Origin of the sequence: Streptomyces sp. CC208A (genome assembly GCF_030010625.1) — a bacterium.
GTDB lineage: Bacteria > Actinomycetota > Actinomycetes > Streptomycetales > Streptomycetaceae > Streptomyces.
The window spans coordinates 1-14,670 of sequence record NZ_JASCXN010000066.1 but is presented as its reverse complement, the minus strand read 5'-3'; the positions used below and the strand labels follow the sequence as shown (position 1 = coordinate 14,670).

The 14,670-nt window shown below is 72.6% G+C and carries 15 protein-coding genes; 6 read left to right on the top strand and 9 right to left on the bottom strand.

Features of this window, described 5'->3' with window-relative positions; genetic code table 11:
* Positions 1-1,354 (top strand): FHA domain-containing protein (locus QK442_RS35480; RefSeq protein WP_282698261.1); only part of this gene is annotated, 1,354 nt, incomplete at its 5' end.
* Positions 1,355-1,443: 89 nt separating this feature from the next.
* On the top strand, positions 1,444-2,790 hold the full coding sequence (locus QK442_RS35475; protein ID WP_282698260.1) for a D-alanyl-D-alanine carboxypeptidase: 1,347 nt from the start codon (positions 1,444-1,446) through the stop codon (positions 2,788-2,790).
* Here the strand turns inward: QK442_RS35475 and QK442_RS35470 are convergent.
* On the bottom strand, positions 2,705-3,676 hold the full coding sequence (locus QK442_RS35470) for a YihY/virulence factor BrkB family protein (RefSeq protein ID WP_282698259.1): 972 nt from the start codon (positions 3,674-3,676) through the stop codon (positions 2,705-2,707). The two genes, QK442_RS35475 and QK442_RS35470, sit on opposite strands and share 86 nt — an antisense overlap.
* 173 nt (positions 3,677-3,849) lie before the next feature.
* Between QK442_RS35470 and QK442_RS35465 the strand changes: the two genes are divergently transcribed.
* Positions 3,850-5,091: an FAD-binding protein gene (locus QK442_RS35465; protein WP_282698258.1), complete on the top strand. Its 1,242-nt coding sequence runs from the start codon at positions 3,850-3,852 to the stop codon at positions 5,089-5,091.
* Between the two features lie 10 nt (positions 5,092-5,101).
* Positions 5,102-5,857 (top strand): decaprenylphospho-beta-D-erythro-pentofuranosid-2-ulose 2-reductase, encoded by a 756-nt coding sequence (locus QK442_RS35460; protein WP_282698257.1) that lies wholly within the window; start codon positions 5,102-5,104, stop codon positions 5,855-5,857.
* A gap of 26 nt (positions 5,858-5,883) precedes the next feature.
* On the opposite strand, the gene QK442_RS35455 is transcribed toward QK442_RS35460, so the two are convergent.
* Complete coding sequence (locus tag QK442_RS35455; RefSeq protein WP_282698256.1) at positions 5,884-6,468, bottom strand: 2'-5' RNA ligase family protein; 585 nt, start codon at positions 6,466-6,468, stop codon at positions 5,884-5,886.
* Between the two features lie 116 nt (positions 6,469-6,584).
* Complete coding sequence (trpS, locus tag QK442_RS35450) at positions 6,585-7,598, bottom strand: tryptophan--tRNA ligase (protein ID WP_282698255.1); 1,014 nt, start codon at positions 7,596-7,598, stop codon at positions 6,585-6,587.
* Between the two features lie 274 nt (positions 7,599-7,872).
* Here trpS and rocD point away from each other — a divergent pair, with 274 nt between their 5' ends.
* Positions 7,873-9,078, top strand: a complete 1,206-nt coding sequence (rocD, locus tag QK442_RS35445) for an ornithine--oxo-acid transaminase (protein ID WP_282698254.1) — start codon at positions 7,873-7,875, stop codon at positions 9,076-9,078.
* A 112-nt stretch (positions 9,079-9,190) separates the two neighbouring features.
* On the opposite strand, the gene QK442_RS35440 is transcribed toward rocD, so the two are convergent.
* The 6 genes from QK442_RS35440 to QK442_RS35415 form a co-directional block, all read right to left on the bottom strand.
* A complete protein-coding gene (locus tag QK442_RS35440) occupies positions 9,191-10,372 on the bottom strand; it encodes a glutathionylspermidine synthase family protein (protein ID WP_282698253.1) in 1,182 nt (393 codons plus the stop codon).
* A 12-nt stretch (positions 10,373-10,384) separates the two neighbouring features.
* Complete coding sequence (locus tag QK442_RS35435; protein ID WP_282698252.1) at positions 10,385-10,690, bottom strand: hypothetical protein; 306 nt, start codon at positions 10,688-10,690, stop codon at positions 10,385-10,387.
* 130 nt (positions 10,691-10,820) lie between these two features.
* Positions 10,821-11,579 carry an NAD(P)H-binding protein gene (locus tag QK442_RS35430; protein WP_282698251.1) on the bottom strand — a complete coding sequence of 253 codons (759 nt, stop codon included), beginning with the start codon at positions 11,577-11,579 and terminating at the stop codon, positions 10,821-10,823.
* A gap of 96 nt (positions 11,580-11,675) precedes the next feature.
* Positions 11,676-12,647: an RNA polymerase sigma-70 factor gene (locus QK442_RS35425; RefSeq protein WP_282698250.1), complete on the bottom strand. Its 972-nt coding sequence runs from the start codon at positions 12,645-12,647 to the stop codon at positions 11,676-11,678.
* Between the two features lie 94 nt (positions 12,648-12,741).
* Complete coding sequence (locus QK442_RS35420; RefSeq protein WP_282698249.1) at positions 12,742-12,948, bottom strand: DUF397 domain-containing protein; 207 nt, start codon at positions 12,946-12,948, stop codon at positions 12,742-12,744.
* On the bottom strand, positions 12,945-13,784 hold the full coding sequence (locus tag QK442_RS35415; protein WP_282698248.1) for a helix-turn-helix transcriptional regulator: 840 nt from the start codon (positions 13,782-13,784) through the stop codon (positions 12,945-12,947). Before QK442_RS35415 ends, QK442_RS35420 begins: the two co-directional genes overlap by 4 nt.
* Before the next feature lie 381 nt (positions 13,785-14,165).
* Between QK442_RS35415 and QK442_RS35410 the strand changes: the two genes are divergently transcribed.
* On the top strand, positions 14,166-14,381 hold the full coding sequence (locus tag QK442_RS35410) for a hypothetical protein (protein ID WP_282698247.1): 216 nt from the start codon (positions 14,166-14,168) through the stop codon (positions 14,379-14,381).
* Positions 14,382-14,670 lie beyond the last annotated feature (289 nt).

The window sequence follows — 14,670 nt, the reverse complement described above, 5'->3', positions numbered from 1 at the left end:
GTACCTGAACCTTCCCGAAGAGGTGCAGGAGCGGCTGTTCCGGGGAGACGCGTACTCCGAGATGTGGCCGGTCGGGCCCGACTCCATCCGGGAACGCAGCCCCCGGAACCTGCGGATCGCCTATATCGAGGACGTCCTCCTCGAATTGGCCAACGAGAAAGCGGACCGCATTCGGCTCGTTCCCGCCGCTTTCGATCCGGTCGAGCACGAGGAGAGCACGGCCGAAAGCCATGTGCTCGCCATCTGCGAGGGAAGCCGGTCCCGGACCCGTGAGCATTTCGCCGACAAATTCGGCAGTGCCGACAAGTCCATCTATTCGCTGCACGGGCAGCACGTCCAGGACGTCGTCCTGGGACTGCGCGTCAAATCCGCCATGACCGACCCCATGACCGTTCTCCTGGCGGTGGCCCAGAACCGGTTCCTCCTCAATTCCCTGCGTGGCGAGGGGTTCCTGAACATGCGGCTCACCGACGCCGAGGCCGCGGAAGTGGTCGGCATCGATCCGGTGCGGCACGTCTTCGAGGACTGCATCGCCTCACGGCCGTGCGTCATGGGGCGGGACGGCCACGGCGACTTCCAGTGCTCGACGCACAGCACGCTCTTCCTGCCCGCCATGGTCAGGGGCTCGGCCCTGTGGAAGCGGGTCCTGGAGGGGCTCGCCCTGTTCGGGGTCGCCGAGAAGGACCTGAGCGCGGTCACCGCCTTCCGGCTCGACATGGTGCAGCGGCCCAGGTTCACCACCCGGCTGCACCCGGCCACCTCGACCACCCCGGGGACGTACGGGTTCCTGCTCGGCGACGCCGCCAACGCCATCCACTTCTGGCCGGGGCGCGGGCTCAACAGCGGGCTCGGCTCCGCCATCTCGCTGGCCCGGTCCCTCGACGGCGCCTGGACCGGCAGGCCGTTCCGGGACGCGGACTTCGCCCGCCACGAAGCGGCCATGTCGATGCTCCAGTACCGGCACAAGAGCCGCGCCTGGAACACGATGATCACCACCGACGAGAACGGCGTCAGCCGGGCGATCAAGGAGAAGATCGCGCAGAGCATCGAGGAGGCCGAAGGGGAGGGGAAGGAGCTCCTCGACCGGGACGCGGACATCGACGCGCTCATGGAGCGCATGCGGGGGATCCGTGCCCGGCTGGCCTCCCGCGTCCCCGGCATGCCCGACGACACGACCCTCCGGAACCACCTGGAGACGCTCGGCTCCGCCACCCTGCGCACCCTCCTGGACAGCGGGGCGTGGGACACGCTGACGGTGGGGGGCGAAGAGGTGGACATCGACATCTTCTACCGGCGGGACGCGGCGGGCGCGGCGGGTACGGCCGGCGCGGGGAAGGCCCCGACTCCGTCGTGACCGCGGAACTCCCGCGTCCGGGTGGCGGAGCGGGGGTGAAGGGCACCGCGGGGTTCGGGGGCGGGGATCGGGCATGTACGTTTTCGATCGTGTCTGCTTCGAACAGGGCCGCTTGGGCGGTCACCGCTGCGCTGTTGCTGCCGTTCTCCTTCGCCGCCGCCGGGACCGCCCACGCGGACGAACCGGTCAAGCCGGGTGCCACCGCGACGGCGGAGAAGACGGAGGGGACGGAGAAGAAGGACGAGCAGCCCAAGCCGCCGCCGAACATGTCGTCGGTGGGCGGGGCGCTGCTCGGTCTGCCGGGGACCCAGGTGAAGCTGGGGCCCGGGGCGCCGGTGCTGCCCAAGGAGCTGTCGGCCCGGTCGTGGATCGTGGCGGACGCGGAGAGCGGGGCGGTGCTGGCGGCGCACAACGCGCACTGGCGGCTCGCGCCCGCCTCCACGCTGAAGATGCTCTTCGCGGACACGCTGCTGCCGAAGTTCCCGGACAAGACGCGGACCCACCTGGTGACCTCGGCCGACCTGGCCGGGGTCGGCGCGGGCTCCAGCCTCGTCGGGATAAAGGAGAAGCAGAGCTACACCGTCCGGGACCTGTGGCTGGGGGTCTTCCTCCGGTCGGGGAACGACGCCGTGCACGTCCTGACCCAGATGAACCAGGGCCTCACCAAGACGGTGAGCGAGATGAACGCGCACGCCGCCGAGCTCCAGGCGCTCGACACCCACGTCAAGACGCCGGACGGCTACGACGCGCCGGGGCAGGTCTCGTCGGCGTACGACCTGACGCTGATCGCCCGCAACGGCATGCAGAAGGCGGACTTCCGGGAGTACGCGGCCATCCCCCGCGCGGCCTTCCCCGGCGAGGCGAAGCCCGGCAAGAAGCGGGAGACCTTCGAGATCCAGAACACCAACCGGCTGCTGACCGGTGACTTCGGCATCGCCCCGTACCAGGGCATCGCCGGGGTGAAGAACGGCTACACCACGCACGCCGGCAACACCTTCACCGGGGTCGCCGAGCGCAACGGGCGGGTGCTGCTCGTCACCGTGATGAACCCCTCGTCGAAGGAGCAGCACGCGGTCTACAAGGAGGCCGCTCGGCTGCTCGACTGGGGTTTCGCCGCGTCGGGGAAGGTGACGCCGGTGGGTGAGCTGGTGCCGCCGAAGAACGCGCGTCCGGTGGCGCGGCCGTCGGGCGGTACGGAGACGGGCGCGGCGGCTCCGGGCGAGGAGAAGCGGCCGGAGACGGACGGGCCCGCCGCCGCGGCCGCCGCCGGGAAGGGCGCGGGCGGGATCGGGATCGCGCTCGCCGTCGCGGGCGGGGTGCTGGTGCTGCTCGCGGGCGCGGTCTTCCTCGTCAACCGTCGCTGGCCCGCGGCGGGCGGCTCTGGCCGGCGTCTCCGTTCCCGGACGGCCGCTCCCGATCCGGACGTGAACCCGTAGGCGCCTCGTCCGTCTCGTCCGCCCCGTCCGCCTCGTCCGCCCCGTTCACGGCCGTCCACGCGGAGCAGAACAGGAGGAGCTTCGCGGTGAAGTTGATCCACAGCAGCAGGGCCACCGGCACGCCGAAGGCCCCGTACATCGACTTCCCCGCGACCTCCCGCATGTAGCCGCCGAGGAGCAGTTTCAGGAGTTCGAAGCCGGCCGCGCCGATCAGGGCCGCCACCACGAGCCGGCGGCGCGGCGCATCGACGCCGGGCAGCGGCCCCAGGACGTACAGCAGGATCAGGAAGTCGGCGGCCATCGCCACGAGGACGGCGGCGGCCTGGAGGAAGAAGCCGCCCGCGCCGCCGCCGGAGAGGCCGAGCCGGTCGGCGCTCCAGCCGACGGCGGTGGAGCCGAGCCAGGAGGCGGCGAGCGAGCAGAGGGCGACGCCGCCGAGGCCGACCAGGACGGCCGCGTCCTTGCCCTTGCGGACCAGGAGGTTGCCCTCGTCCGCGTCGTCGCGCCTCCAGACCGCGCGCAGGCAGTCCCGCATGGAGCCGATCCAGCTGATGCCGGTGAGGAGCAGCAGGGCGCCGGCGACGAGTCCGACGGTCGCGGCGTTGTCGACGAGGCCGCCGATGTCGAGCTGGTCGGAGATGCCGGGGACCTGGTCGGAGAGCTTCCGCTCGATCCGGTCGAGCTGGTCGTCGGAGAGCAGCGCGGCGCCGATGGCGGCGGCGACCGTGATGAGCGGGAAGAGGGCGAGGAAGGAGAGGAAGGTGATGGCGGCCGCGAGCCGGCTCCAGTGCACCTCGTCGAGCCGCTCGTAGGAGCGCCAGGCGTGCGTCCTCATCGCCCGGGCGGCCCAGGGGCCGATGACGGGAAGCTTGGTCAGCCAGTCCATGGGGCCCAACGTACGAGGCGGGGGTGGGCGGGAGGAGGAGACCGGGCCGGACTCCCCCGAACCTCCTTTCCCGGCGGGTACGGGACGCGGCGGCGCGTCACCCCACCGAACCGCCGTACACGTCGGTCCGCAATAACCACATATGGGGCAGATACGGCGATAACGTCACCACCATGGCTGTCGAGACCTTCGTCCCGGACGACGACTGCGTTCCCCTCACGGGCTCCGGGCGCACCGCCCCCTCGCTCGCGCTGCTCGCCCGGCCCCGCTCGGCCGCCGAGGCCGCCGGGGCGGTCCTCGGCCGTGGGCCGCGCGGTGCCGTCGCCCGCGGCCGGGGCCGGTCCTGCGGCGACGCGGCGCAGAACGCGGGCGGGACGGTCCTGGAGCTGACCGCCCTGGACCGGATCCGCGGTCTGGACGGGGCGGCGGGCCTGGTGGTGTGCGAGGCCGGGGCGGAACTGGGCGCGGTCGCCCGGGCCCTGCTGCCGTACGGCCTCCGTCCCCGGGCGGGGGCGGGCGGCTGGACGGCCGGCGGGGCGGTCGCCTCGGGGTACGGGAACGGGGTCGAGGCGCTCGAACTCCTCGGCGCCGACGGGGAGTCCAGGACCGTCCGGCGCGGCGAGCCGCTCTTCGACGCGACCGTCGGCGGGCTCGGTCTCACCGGGGTGATCCTCTCGGTGACCCTGGCCCTGCGGCCCGTCGAGACGGCGTTCCTGCGGGAGCGGACCGCCCGTTTCCGGGACGCCGACGCGCTGCTCGCCCACTGGACCGGCGGGGCGGCGCCGCCGGAGCCGTACGCGCGCGCCCGGGTCGAGCTGACCGGCCGGGGCCGTGCCGTCCTGACGACCGCCGCGCCCGTCCCGTACGCCGGCCTCCCCCGGGGCCACCGGGCCCGCCGCGCCCCGCTGGCCCCGCCGTCCCGTCCGTGGCTGCCGGCGGGCGGGCTGCGGCCGCTGCCGGGGCTCGTACGCGCGCGCGTGGTGCCGTCGTACGGCTCCGGCGGCGGGGCCTGCTTCGTGCGGTACCGCTGCGCCGTCCCCGAGGGGCGCGAGGAGGCGCTGCGGGGGCTGCTCGCGCTGCTCGCGGACCGACGCTCCCCCGCCAGGGCCGCCCGGCACGCGCGCGTGGAGCGGGTCGGGGCGGCGGGGGCCGGGCCGCTGGCGTTCCCGGTGCGCGGCTGGTGCCTCGGGTTCGACGCGCCCGTGGGGGCGCGCGGGCTCGGGCGGTTCCTCGACGTCCTCGACGAGCGGGTGGCGGCGGCCGGCGGGCGGGTCTGCCTCGCCGAGGACGCCCGGCTGCGGCCCGCGCTGCTGCCCGTCATGTATCCGCGGCTCGACGCCTTCCGCGCGCTGCGGTCCTCGCTCGATCCCCGGTCCGTGTTCCGCTCGGACCTCTCCCACCGTCTCGCCCTCTAGGAGTCCCGTCGTGAAGGACGCTTTCGGTGCCCCGCAGTCCCTGCTGCTGCTCGGCGGCACGTCCGCGATCGGGCTCGCCACGGCGCGCCGCCTGATCGCCCGCAGGACCCGCACGGTCTGGCTGGCCGGGCGGCCCTCGCCCGAGCTCGCGGAGGCGGCCGGGTCGCTTCGCGGGCTCGGGGCGGAGGTGCGGGTCGTGCCGTTCGACGCGCTCGACACCGACACGCACCCGGAGCGGCTCGGCGCGGTCTTCGCCGAGGGGGACGTCGACCTGGTGCTGCTGGCCTTCGGGGTCCTCGGCGACCAGGCCCGCGACGAGTCCGACCCGGCCGCCGCGGTGCGGGTCGCGCAGACCAACTACACGGGGGCGGTCTCGGCAGGGCTGGTGTGCGCGGGCGCGCTCCAGGCGCAGGGGCACGGTTCGCTGGTGGTGCTGTCGTCGGTGGCGGGCGAGCGGGCGCGGCGCGCCGACTTCATCTACGGCTCGTCGAAGGCGGGGCTCGACGTGTTCGCGCAGGGCCTCGGGGACGCGCTGCACGGGACGGGGGTGCACGTGATGGTGGTGCGGCCCGGTTTCGTGCGCTCGCCGCGGACGGAGGGACGGCCCGAGGCGCCGCTCGCGACCACCCCGGAGGCGGTGGCGGGCGCGATCGAGCTGGGGCTGCGGCGCCGCTCGGAGACGGTGTGGGTACCGGCTCCGCTACGCCTCGTGGCCTCCGCGCTGCGGCACGTGCCGCGGCCGCTGCACCGGCGCCTTCTGGTGTGAGGCGGCGGGGGCGGGGTGGGGTGGGGTCAGGAGGTGGAGGAGGGGACCGGGCGGCCGCCCTGGGCCGGGACGGCGGGGACCGGACGGCCGCCGCCGAACTCGTAGTCGTACAGCTTCCGCCACACGCCGTCCGCGCCCTGCTCGTACAGGGCGAAGGAGGAGCAGGTCCAGGCGGCCTCGTAGTCGGCCAGTTCCTCGTAGGCCCGGTCCATCGCCTCCTCGGCGATGCCGTGGGCGACGGTGACGTGCGGGTGGTAGGGGAACTGGAGCTCGCGGACGAGCGGCCCGGCCTCCTCCCGCAGGCGGGCCTGGAGCCGGTCGCAGCCGGCCACGCCCTCGGCGAGGGTGACGAAGACCACCGGCGAGAGCGGGCGGAAGGTGCCGGTGCCGCTCAGCCGGATCTCGAAGGGGAGCCAGTCGGCGGCGACACCGGCGAGGTGCGCCTCGATCTCCGGCAGCCGGTCCCGGTCGACCTCGGTCGGCGGGACGAGGGTGACGTGGGTGGGGATGGCGTGCGCGGCGGCGTCGCCGAAGCCCGCGCGCCGCTCCTGGAGCAGGCTGCCGTGAGGCTCCGGGACCGCGATCGAAACGCCGAGCGTTACGGTCCCCACGTCGTTCTCCTCCGTCGTCCTGATCGGGTCGGTGTGTGGTGGTGCAGCCGCCAGTGTGCGGCCTGCACCACCCTGATGGCCAGGGTCCTCGGACCCTGGCCCACGTGAGTTCCGCGTCAGTGCTTCGCGGGCAGGAAGCCGATCCTGTCGTACGTCTGCGCCAGCGTCTCGGCGGCGACCGCGCGGGCCTTCTCCGCGCCCTTGGCCAGGACCGAGTCCAGCGTCTCCGGGTCGTCCAGGTATTCCTGGGTGCGGGCCCGGAAGGGGGTGACGAAGTCCACCATGACCTCGGCGAGGTCGGTCTTGAGGGCGCCGTACATCTTGCCCTCGTAGCTCTTCTCCAGGTCCGCGACGCTCGTGCCCGTGAGGGTGGACATGATCGTGAGGAGGTTGGAGACGCCGGCCTTGTTCTCCGGGTCGAAGCGGATCACCGTGTCGGTGTCGGTGACGGCGCTCTTCACCTTCTTCGCGGTGGCCTTCGGGTCGTCCAGGAGGTTGATCAGGCCCTTCGGCGTGGACGCCGACTTGCTCATCTTGACCGTCGGGTCCTGGAGGTCGTAGATCTTCGCCGTCTCCTTGAGGATGTACGGCGACGGGATCGTGAACGTCTCGCCGAAGCGGCCGTTGAAGCGCTCCGCGAGGTCACGGGTCAGCTCGATGTGCTGGCGCTGGTCCTCGCCGACCGGGACCTGGTGGGCCTGGTAGAGCAGGATGTCGGCGACCTGGAGGATCGGGTAGGTGAAGAGGCCGACGGTGGCGCGGTCGGCACCCTGCTTGGCGGACTTGTCCTTGAACTGGGTCATGCGGGATGCCTCGCCGAAGCCGGTGAGGCAGTTCATGACCCAGCCGAGCTGGGCGTGCTCGGGGACGTGACTCTGGACGAAGAGGGTGCAGCGCTCCGGGTCGAGGCCGGCGGCGAGCAGCTGGGCGGCGGCGAGCCGGGTGTTGGCGCGCAGCTCGGCCGGGTCCTGCGGGACCGTGATCGCATGCAGGTCCACGACCATGTAGAAGGCGTCGTGGGACTCCTGCAGTGCGACCCACTGGCGGACGGCGCCGAGGTAGTTGCCGAGGTGGAACGAGCCTGCGGTGGGCTGGATTCCGGAGAGCACACGGGGTCGGTCAGAGGCCATGCTCATCATTCTCTCAGGTGTGGGAACCGTTCCCGGCCCGCCGGTGCGCCGAGGGGGCGGAGACACGGCAGGGGGCGTCGTGGCCGGTGGGACGAGGGACACACCGCGGGTCGCGGTCTCCGTCCGGCGGCGGCTCCGGCCGGCGGCGGCTCCGGCCGGGGTTGTGTTCACGGACCGGCGGGCGCGCCGTCGCCCGAGGTTTCTTCGTCCGGGATGCGAGCGACGATAAGAAGGGGCCACAACCCACCCCGGCCGCAGGACGATCGGAGATCCCGTGTCGAGAACGCAAGACGAGATCGCTGCCGCGGACGCGCACAGCGCCCACAACTACCACCCCCTGCCCGTCGTCGTCGCCTCCGCGGAGGGGGCCTGGATGACCGATGTCGAGGGCCGCCGTTTCCTCGACATGCTCGCCGGCTACTCGGCGCTGAACTTCGGCCACGGCAACCGCCGGCTGATCGACGCGGCGAAGGCCCAGCTGGAGCGGGTGACGCTCACCTCGCGGGCCTTCCGGCACGACCGGTTCGCCGAGTTCTGCGCGCGGCTGGCGGAGCTGTGCGGCAAGGAGATGGTGCTGCCGATGAACACCGGGGCGGAGGCGGTCGAGACGGCCGTGAAGACCGCCCGGAAGTGGGGGTACGAGGTGAAGGGCGTGCCGGACGGGCACGCGAAGATCGTGGTGGCGGCGAACAACTTCCACGGGCGGACGACGACGATCGTCTCGTTCTCCACCGACCACGAGGCCCGGGACCACTTCGGTCCGTACACGCCGGGCTTCGAGATCGTTCCGTACGGCGACCTGACGGCGCTGGAGACGGCGGTCACCGAGAACACGGTGGCGGTGCTGCTCGAACCGATCCAGGGCGAGGCGGGCGTCCTCGTCCCCCCGGCCGGCTATCTCCGCGGCGTGCGCGAGCTGACGGCCCGGCGGAACGTGCTGTTCATGGCGGACGAGATCCAGTCGGGCCTGGGCCGCACCGGGAAGACCTTCGCCTGCGAGCACGACGGGGTGGTCCCGGACGTGTACATCCTGGGCAAGGCGCTGGGCGGCGGCGTGGTGCCGGTCTCGGCGGTGGTCGCGGACGCGGACGTCCTGGGGGTCTTCCGGCCGGGCGAGCACGGCTCGACCTTCGGCGGGAACCCGCTGGCGTGCGCGGTGGCCCTTGAGGTGATCGCGATGCTGCGGACCGGGGAGTACCAGCAGCGGGCGGCGGAGCTGGGCGAGCACCTGCACGCGGAGCTCGGCCTGCTCGTGGGTGGCGGCGCGGTGGAGGCGGTGCGGGGCCGCGGCCTGTGGGCGGGCGTGGACATCGCGCCGGCGCGCGGCACGGGCCGGGAGATCTCGGAGCGGCTGATGGAGCGGGGCGTGCTGGTGAAGGACACGCACGGCTCGACGATCCGGCTCGCGCCGCCGCTGGTCATCGAGAAGGAGGACCTGGACTGGGGGCTCGAACAGCTGCGGGCGGTGCTGTCCGGCTGACCTGGGTGGGGGGCGGGGCCTGTAGCCCTGTCCGTACGTACAGGGCGGCGGGCCCGGCCCGTGGCCCCGTACGTACGTAGGGACCGGCGCCGGCCCCGCGTACGGGCGGGGCTTACAGGATCACGTGCGGGAGGAAGCGGGCGTACTCGTCGGTGACGGGGCCCGCCGACTCCCGGATGCCGAGCCCGGCCGCCTCGTCCTCGACGACCCAGGCGCCGAGCAGCGTGCGGTTGCCGTCGAAGTCGGGCAGCGGGGCGAGGCCCTGGTAGCAGCAGGGCTCGTCGCGGACGGAGGGCTCGCCGCCGGGCTCGTGCAGGGTGACGCCCGCGCCCTCCCGGCCGAGCAGCGGCTTGGCCGCCCAGCCGGTGGTGGCGGCCAGTTCGCGCGGCCCGTCGAGGTAGGCGGGCAGAAGGTTGGGGTGGTCCGGGTACAGCTCCCAGAGGATCGCGAGCAGCGCCTTGTTGGAGAGCAGCATCTTCCAGGCGGGCTCGATCCAGCAGGTGGTGCCGGAGCCGCCGCCGTTGTCGAGGGTGTCGAGGGCGTGCGCGCCGAAGGGGTCGGCGACCAGCCACTCCCACGGGTAGAGCTTGAAGCAGCTGCGGATGAAGCGCAGCTTCTCGTCGACGAAGCGGCGGGAGAGCCGGTCCCAGCCGATCTTCTCGACGGAGAGCGCCTCGGTGACGAGCCCGGCCTGCTCGGCGGTCTCGCGCAGGTACGCGACCGTCATCAGGTCCTCGCCGATCTCGTCGGTCTCCGAGTGGGCGAAGTGGACGGGGCCGGGCGGCAGCAGCCGCGCCTGCCGCTTCCAGGCGTCGACGAGCCGCTCGTGGAGCGAGTTCCACTGGTCGGCGCCGGGGAACCGGTCCTCCATCCAGAACCACTGCGGGCTCGCCGCCTCCACCAGGGAGGTCGGCGTGTCCGCGTTGTACTCCAGCATCTTCGCCGGGTCCGTGCCGTCGTAGACGAGGTCGAACCGGGCGTACAGGGAGGGGAGTTCGGCACGGCGGCGCCAGGACTCGGTCACCCGCTCCACGACCCGGGGGTCGGTGATCCCCAGGTCGGCGAAACGGTCCCGCTCGACGATGTGGGCGGCCGCCGCGAGACACATGCCGTGCAGCTCCTCGACGGCCTCCTCCAGCGCCTCCACCTCGGGCAGCGTGAAGGAGTAGTACGCGCTCTCGTCCCAGTACGGGCGCAGCGAACCGTCCGGGTAACGGGTCAGCGGGTAGACGAGCCCCTGCTCCTCGACGATCCGCTGCCAGTCCGGCCGGGGCTCGATGGTGTGCCGCTCCACGACGCCGCCGCCTCAGCCGCCGCCGGAACCGGAGGACGAGCAGCCGAAGCCGCCGGTGGAGACGGCCTTCCGGTCGAAGCTGCCGCCGGTCACGTGCGAGTCGCGGACGCGGCCGCCGTAGTAGTACGAGCCCTGGGAGGAGGAGCTGCCGCTGCTTCCGCCGCTGCCGCCACCGCTCTCGCACCGGTAGCTCGGCAGTTCCTCCAGCGTCACCGGGTCCGCGCACCGGCGGTCGGGCTCGGCACCGCAGGCGGTGATCGCCGCCGCGAGCACACCCATACCGCCGAGCACCACCGTGCTCGACCTGAGCCTCCGCATGTCCCTCACCCTCCCCTTCACGCGCCCGTTCATATGACCGCGAGCACCGCGACCGCACAGTGTAGGCCGCCGGTTTCCGGCCTGGCACCTGGAGCCGCTTCGTCCCCTTCGGTGCGGTTCGCGCGGGGCGTCAGGGGGCCGGAGGGCGTTCCCGGAGGTACTGGGCGAAGGTGCGGGCGCCCGTCGCGTGGGTGGGCGTCAGATGACCGCCCGCGCGGAAGGCGCGATAGACGCGGCCCGCCAGGGGGACGGCGAGGACCTTCCGTCGCCGCCCGCTCGCGGCGAGGTAGGCGCGGGCCAGCTCCGTGAAGGTACGGATCTCGGGGCCGCCCATGTCGGGCGCGCGGCCGGCCGGGGGACCCGCCGCGAGGACCGCGAGCCGGTCGGCGACCTCGCCGACGTCCACGGGCTGGTCCGAGACGCCCGCCGGGACCGGCATCACCCACGGCACCTTCGCCGCGGCGGCCAGGACCTGGACGACCAGGTCGTGGAACTGGGTCGCCCGCAGCACGGTCCAGCCGAGCCCCGACCCCTCGACCAGCCGCTCCACCGCGAGCTTGGTCCGGTAGTAGCCGAGCGGCACCCGGTCGACGCCGACGATCGAGACGTACACGAGGTGCCGCACGCCGGCCCGTCGCGCCGCCGCGATCAGGTTGCGGGCCGCCTCCTCGTCGCCGCCGCGCGGGGCCGTCGCGCAGTGCACCACGGTGTGGACGCCCGCCAGGGCCTCGTCGAGGCCGGTCCCCCGCCGCAGGTCGACCGGGTACGTCCGGGAGCGCCGGCTCAGCTCGCGCACCTCGTGCCCGTCGGCGGCGAGCCGGGCGCACAGCGGCCGCCCGAGGGTGCCGGTGGCCCCCGTCACCAGGATGGTCTTCGTCCCCGTCGTCATCCCCGGGACTCCTTCCGGACGCGGGCGCTCCCGGTGGAGCGCCCCTCAGCCGCTACGAACCGCCGAGACCGCACGGATGTGACAGCCCCGAGGGCCTCAGCCGCCGGCGGTGGGCTCCGGGAACGCGGCGGCGAACTGGCGGGTCGCATAGCCGAGCTTCTCCGGGTTCATCACGATCCGCACCTCGGCGATCCGCCCGTCCGCCCCGGCCTCCACCGTGGCGACGCCGGTGACCCGCCGCCCGACGTGCATCACGAACCCCGGTGCGCCGTTGACCTCGGCGGCCGTGAGGCGGGTGCCCTCCTCGACCTTCCGGGCGACGCCCAGGAGGAACCGGAGCACCCTGTCCCGCCCCTGGACGGGCCGGACGGCCGCGCTGACCCTGCCGCCGCCGTCGCTGCACCAGACGACGTCCGCCGCAAGCACCTCCTCCAGGCTCGCGAGGTCGCCCTCGCGGGCGGCGGCGACGAAGGACTCGACGAGTTCCCGCCGCCGCTCGGGCGAGGGCGCCTCGAACCGGGCGCCGCCGCCGTCGGACGCGGCCACCCGCCGGGCCGCCCGGCCGTACAACTGGCGGCAGTTGGCCTCCCCGAGGTCGAGCACGCCCGCGATCTCCCGGTGCGGGTACCCGAACGCCTCGCGGAGCACGTACACCGCCCGCTCGGCCGGCGTGAGCCGCTCCAGCAGAAGCAGCAGCGCCGTGGAGACGTCGTCGCGCAGCTCGGCGGCCTCCAGCGGCCCCGCCCCGCCCTCGCCGAGAAGCCCGCCGTCCGTGAGCACCGGCTCGGGCAGCCAGGGCCCGACGTACCGTTCGCGCCGTACCCGCGCGGAGGTGAGCCGGTTGAGGCAGAGATGGGTGACGACCTTGGCGAGCCAGGCCCCCGGATACGTGATCGCGGCCCGCTCGGCGCCACTCCACCGCAGATAGGCGTCCTGGACCACGTCCTCGGCCTCCTCGGCGGAACCGAGCATCCGATAGGCCAGCCCGAAGAGCCGTCCCCGGTGCGTGGTGAACTCCCGCGCGGCGGCGTCCGTGTCGGGGCTCTCGTCCGAAGTGAGGTGCGACATCACGGCTCAACCCTGCCAGAGGCTCCGCCCGGTCGCGGTACGAAGAAGCCCCGCTCTGCTCCCGACTTGGGGGCGGAGCGGGGCTTTCGGCACCTCACGCGCCGAGCTGCCCGCCCTTGACGCTCGCGATGAACGAGGCGAACGCGGCGGCGGGCACGGCCAGGACCGGGCCGCTCGGGGTCTTCGAGTCACGGACGGGGACCACGCCGCAGGAAGCGACGAGATTGTGGGCGACCTCCACGCAGTTACCGTCGTTGTTGCTGTGGGAGGACTTGAACCACTGCGGGGTTTGGGACGTCACGGATACGCCTTTCGTGCCTCACGGATCATGGCCACCGATGCCGCGTGCGGTAGGGCTTCGGCTTGCAACAGATGGTAGGTCTTGAGCAGGGTCAACACCGAGTCCGTGTTGCGCTCCATATGACCCCTGATCTGTGACTCGGCGTACGCGAGCACGGACATGTCGGGCATGGTCAGCAGGTTGAGCGGCAGATCAAGCGAGCGATGCTCCCCCATGTCGTACGGCGCAATCTGCACAACGGTGTTGGGCTGCTCTGCGACTTCCAAGAGCCGGTCAAGCTGCTCGACCATGACCGCGGGGCCCCCGACTCGGCGACGGATGCAGCTCTCATCCAGGACTATCAACATCATCGGCGGACGGTCACGCACAAGAGCCGCTTGCCGCTGCGCCAAGAATCGCACGCGCCTGTCTGCCCGTTCCGGTGTGATCGCGCCACGCCGTACGTTGCTGTCCGCCAGGCAACGGGCGTACCCGGGGGTCTGCAACAAGCCCGGGATGATGCCGATCTCGTACAGGCGGATCTCTACCGCCTTGCCTTCGTTGGCGACGTACTCAGGGAACCCCTCAAGGAGCGGACCCGGTCGCGTCTTCTGCCACTCGCGCTCCAGAGAGTCAACGGTCCCCTTGGTGCCGAAGATCTCGTCCATCTGCACCGAGAACGGAAGGGAGGGTGGCTTGCGAGTAGTTTCAACAGCGGAAATATGCTGGCTGGAATATGCCGACCGCGCGGCCACATCCTCCTGCGTCCACCCCCGTTGATCGCGCAACCTGCGTAAAAGCACTCCGTACGCGGCCTGCGGGCTGGACGTGGCGTCCAGCTCCTTCCGGTTGGTCACAACTCTTCCTTCCGAGCAGGCCAGTTGAAGGGAACTCGACTGTAAGCCACGCTGACGGCTCCTGGTAGCGAAAGCACTACGGAGAGGAACGGTCGTGCCTGAACACAACACCTGTCCGAGCCCCAACGCGGAGCCGGCGCCGGTCCCCGACCTCGGTACGTTCATGGCGGCAGACACCGCCGAGGGAACGCCCCGGCTCGGAAGGGTGACCGCGTGGGACGGTGACGTGGTTCACCTGTCGCCCCCGGGCGGGGGCGCGAAGTGGACGGCGTTCCCGGGCGAGTTGCGTCGGCCGACCGAGGACGAGTGCGCGCGCATCCGGATTCTGACCACGCGCGTTTCGGCGGTGAGAGCGCTGTGAGCCGGGCGGTCCTCCGGTTCGTGGTGCATCGCATCAGGCGGCACCCCGAGTCCGAGGCGGTCGCGGCGGCCCGGTGTCTGCACGGTGCGTGCGCGTGGGAGGCGGCGCCGAGCCTCAGCGTGGGCGACGTGGACGACCAGTGCATGGCGCACACGGGTCTCAACGCGCAGCACACCACGTTCGCCCGGACGTTCTCGGACGTGGCGCTCGTGGAACGGGTGGAGGGGGCCGCGTGAGGTTCCACGCCGTGGCCGTGACGGTGGCCGTCTCCGCGCTCGTCCTGGCCCTGGCCGTGGTCGTCGTGCGGTGAACCGGCCCAACGCGTGTGGAAGTACGCGCAGTTTGTCGCCGGATTCCTTCCGGCTTTCCTCTGAGACTCCGTTCTCTCGGTCCGGCCCCTGACTGCGGGGAGGTCCCGGGCCGGGAGAACGGTGAGCCCCGCCCTCTGCGATGTCCGGCAAGACCACCAGAGGGCGGGGCGGAGTCCCCATCAGTGACAGAGACGAGAGGAACAGTAGATGAGCG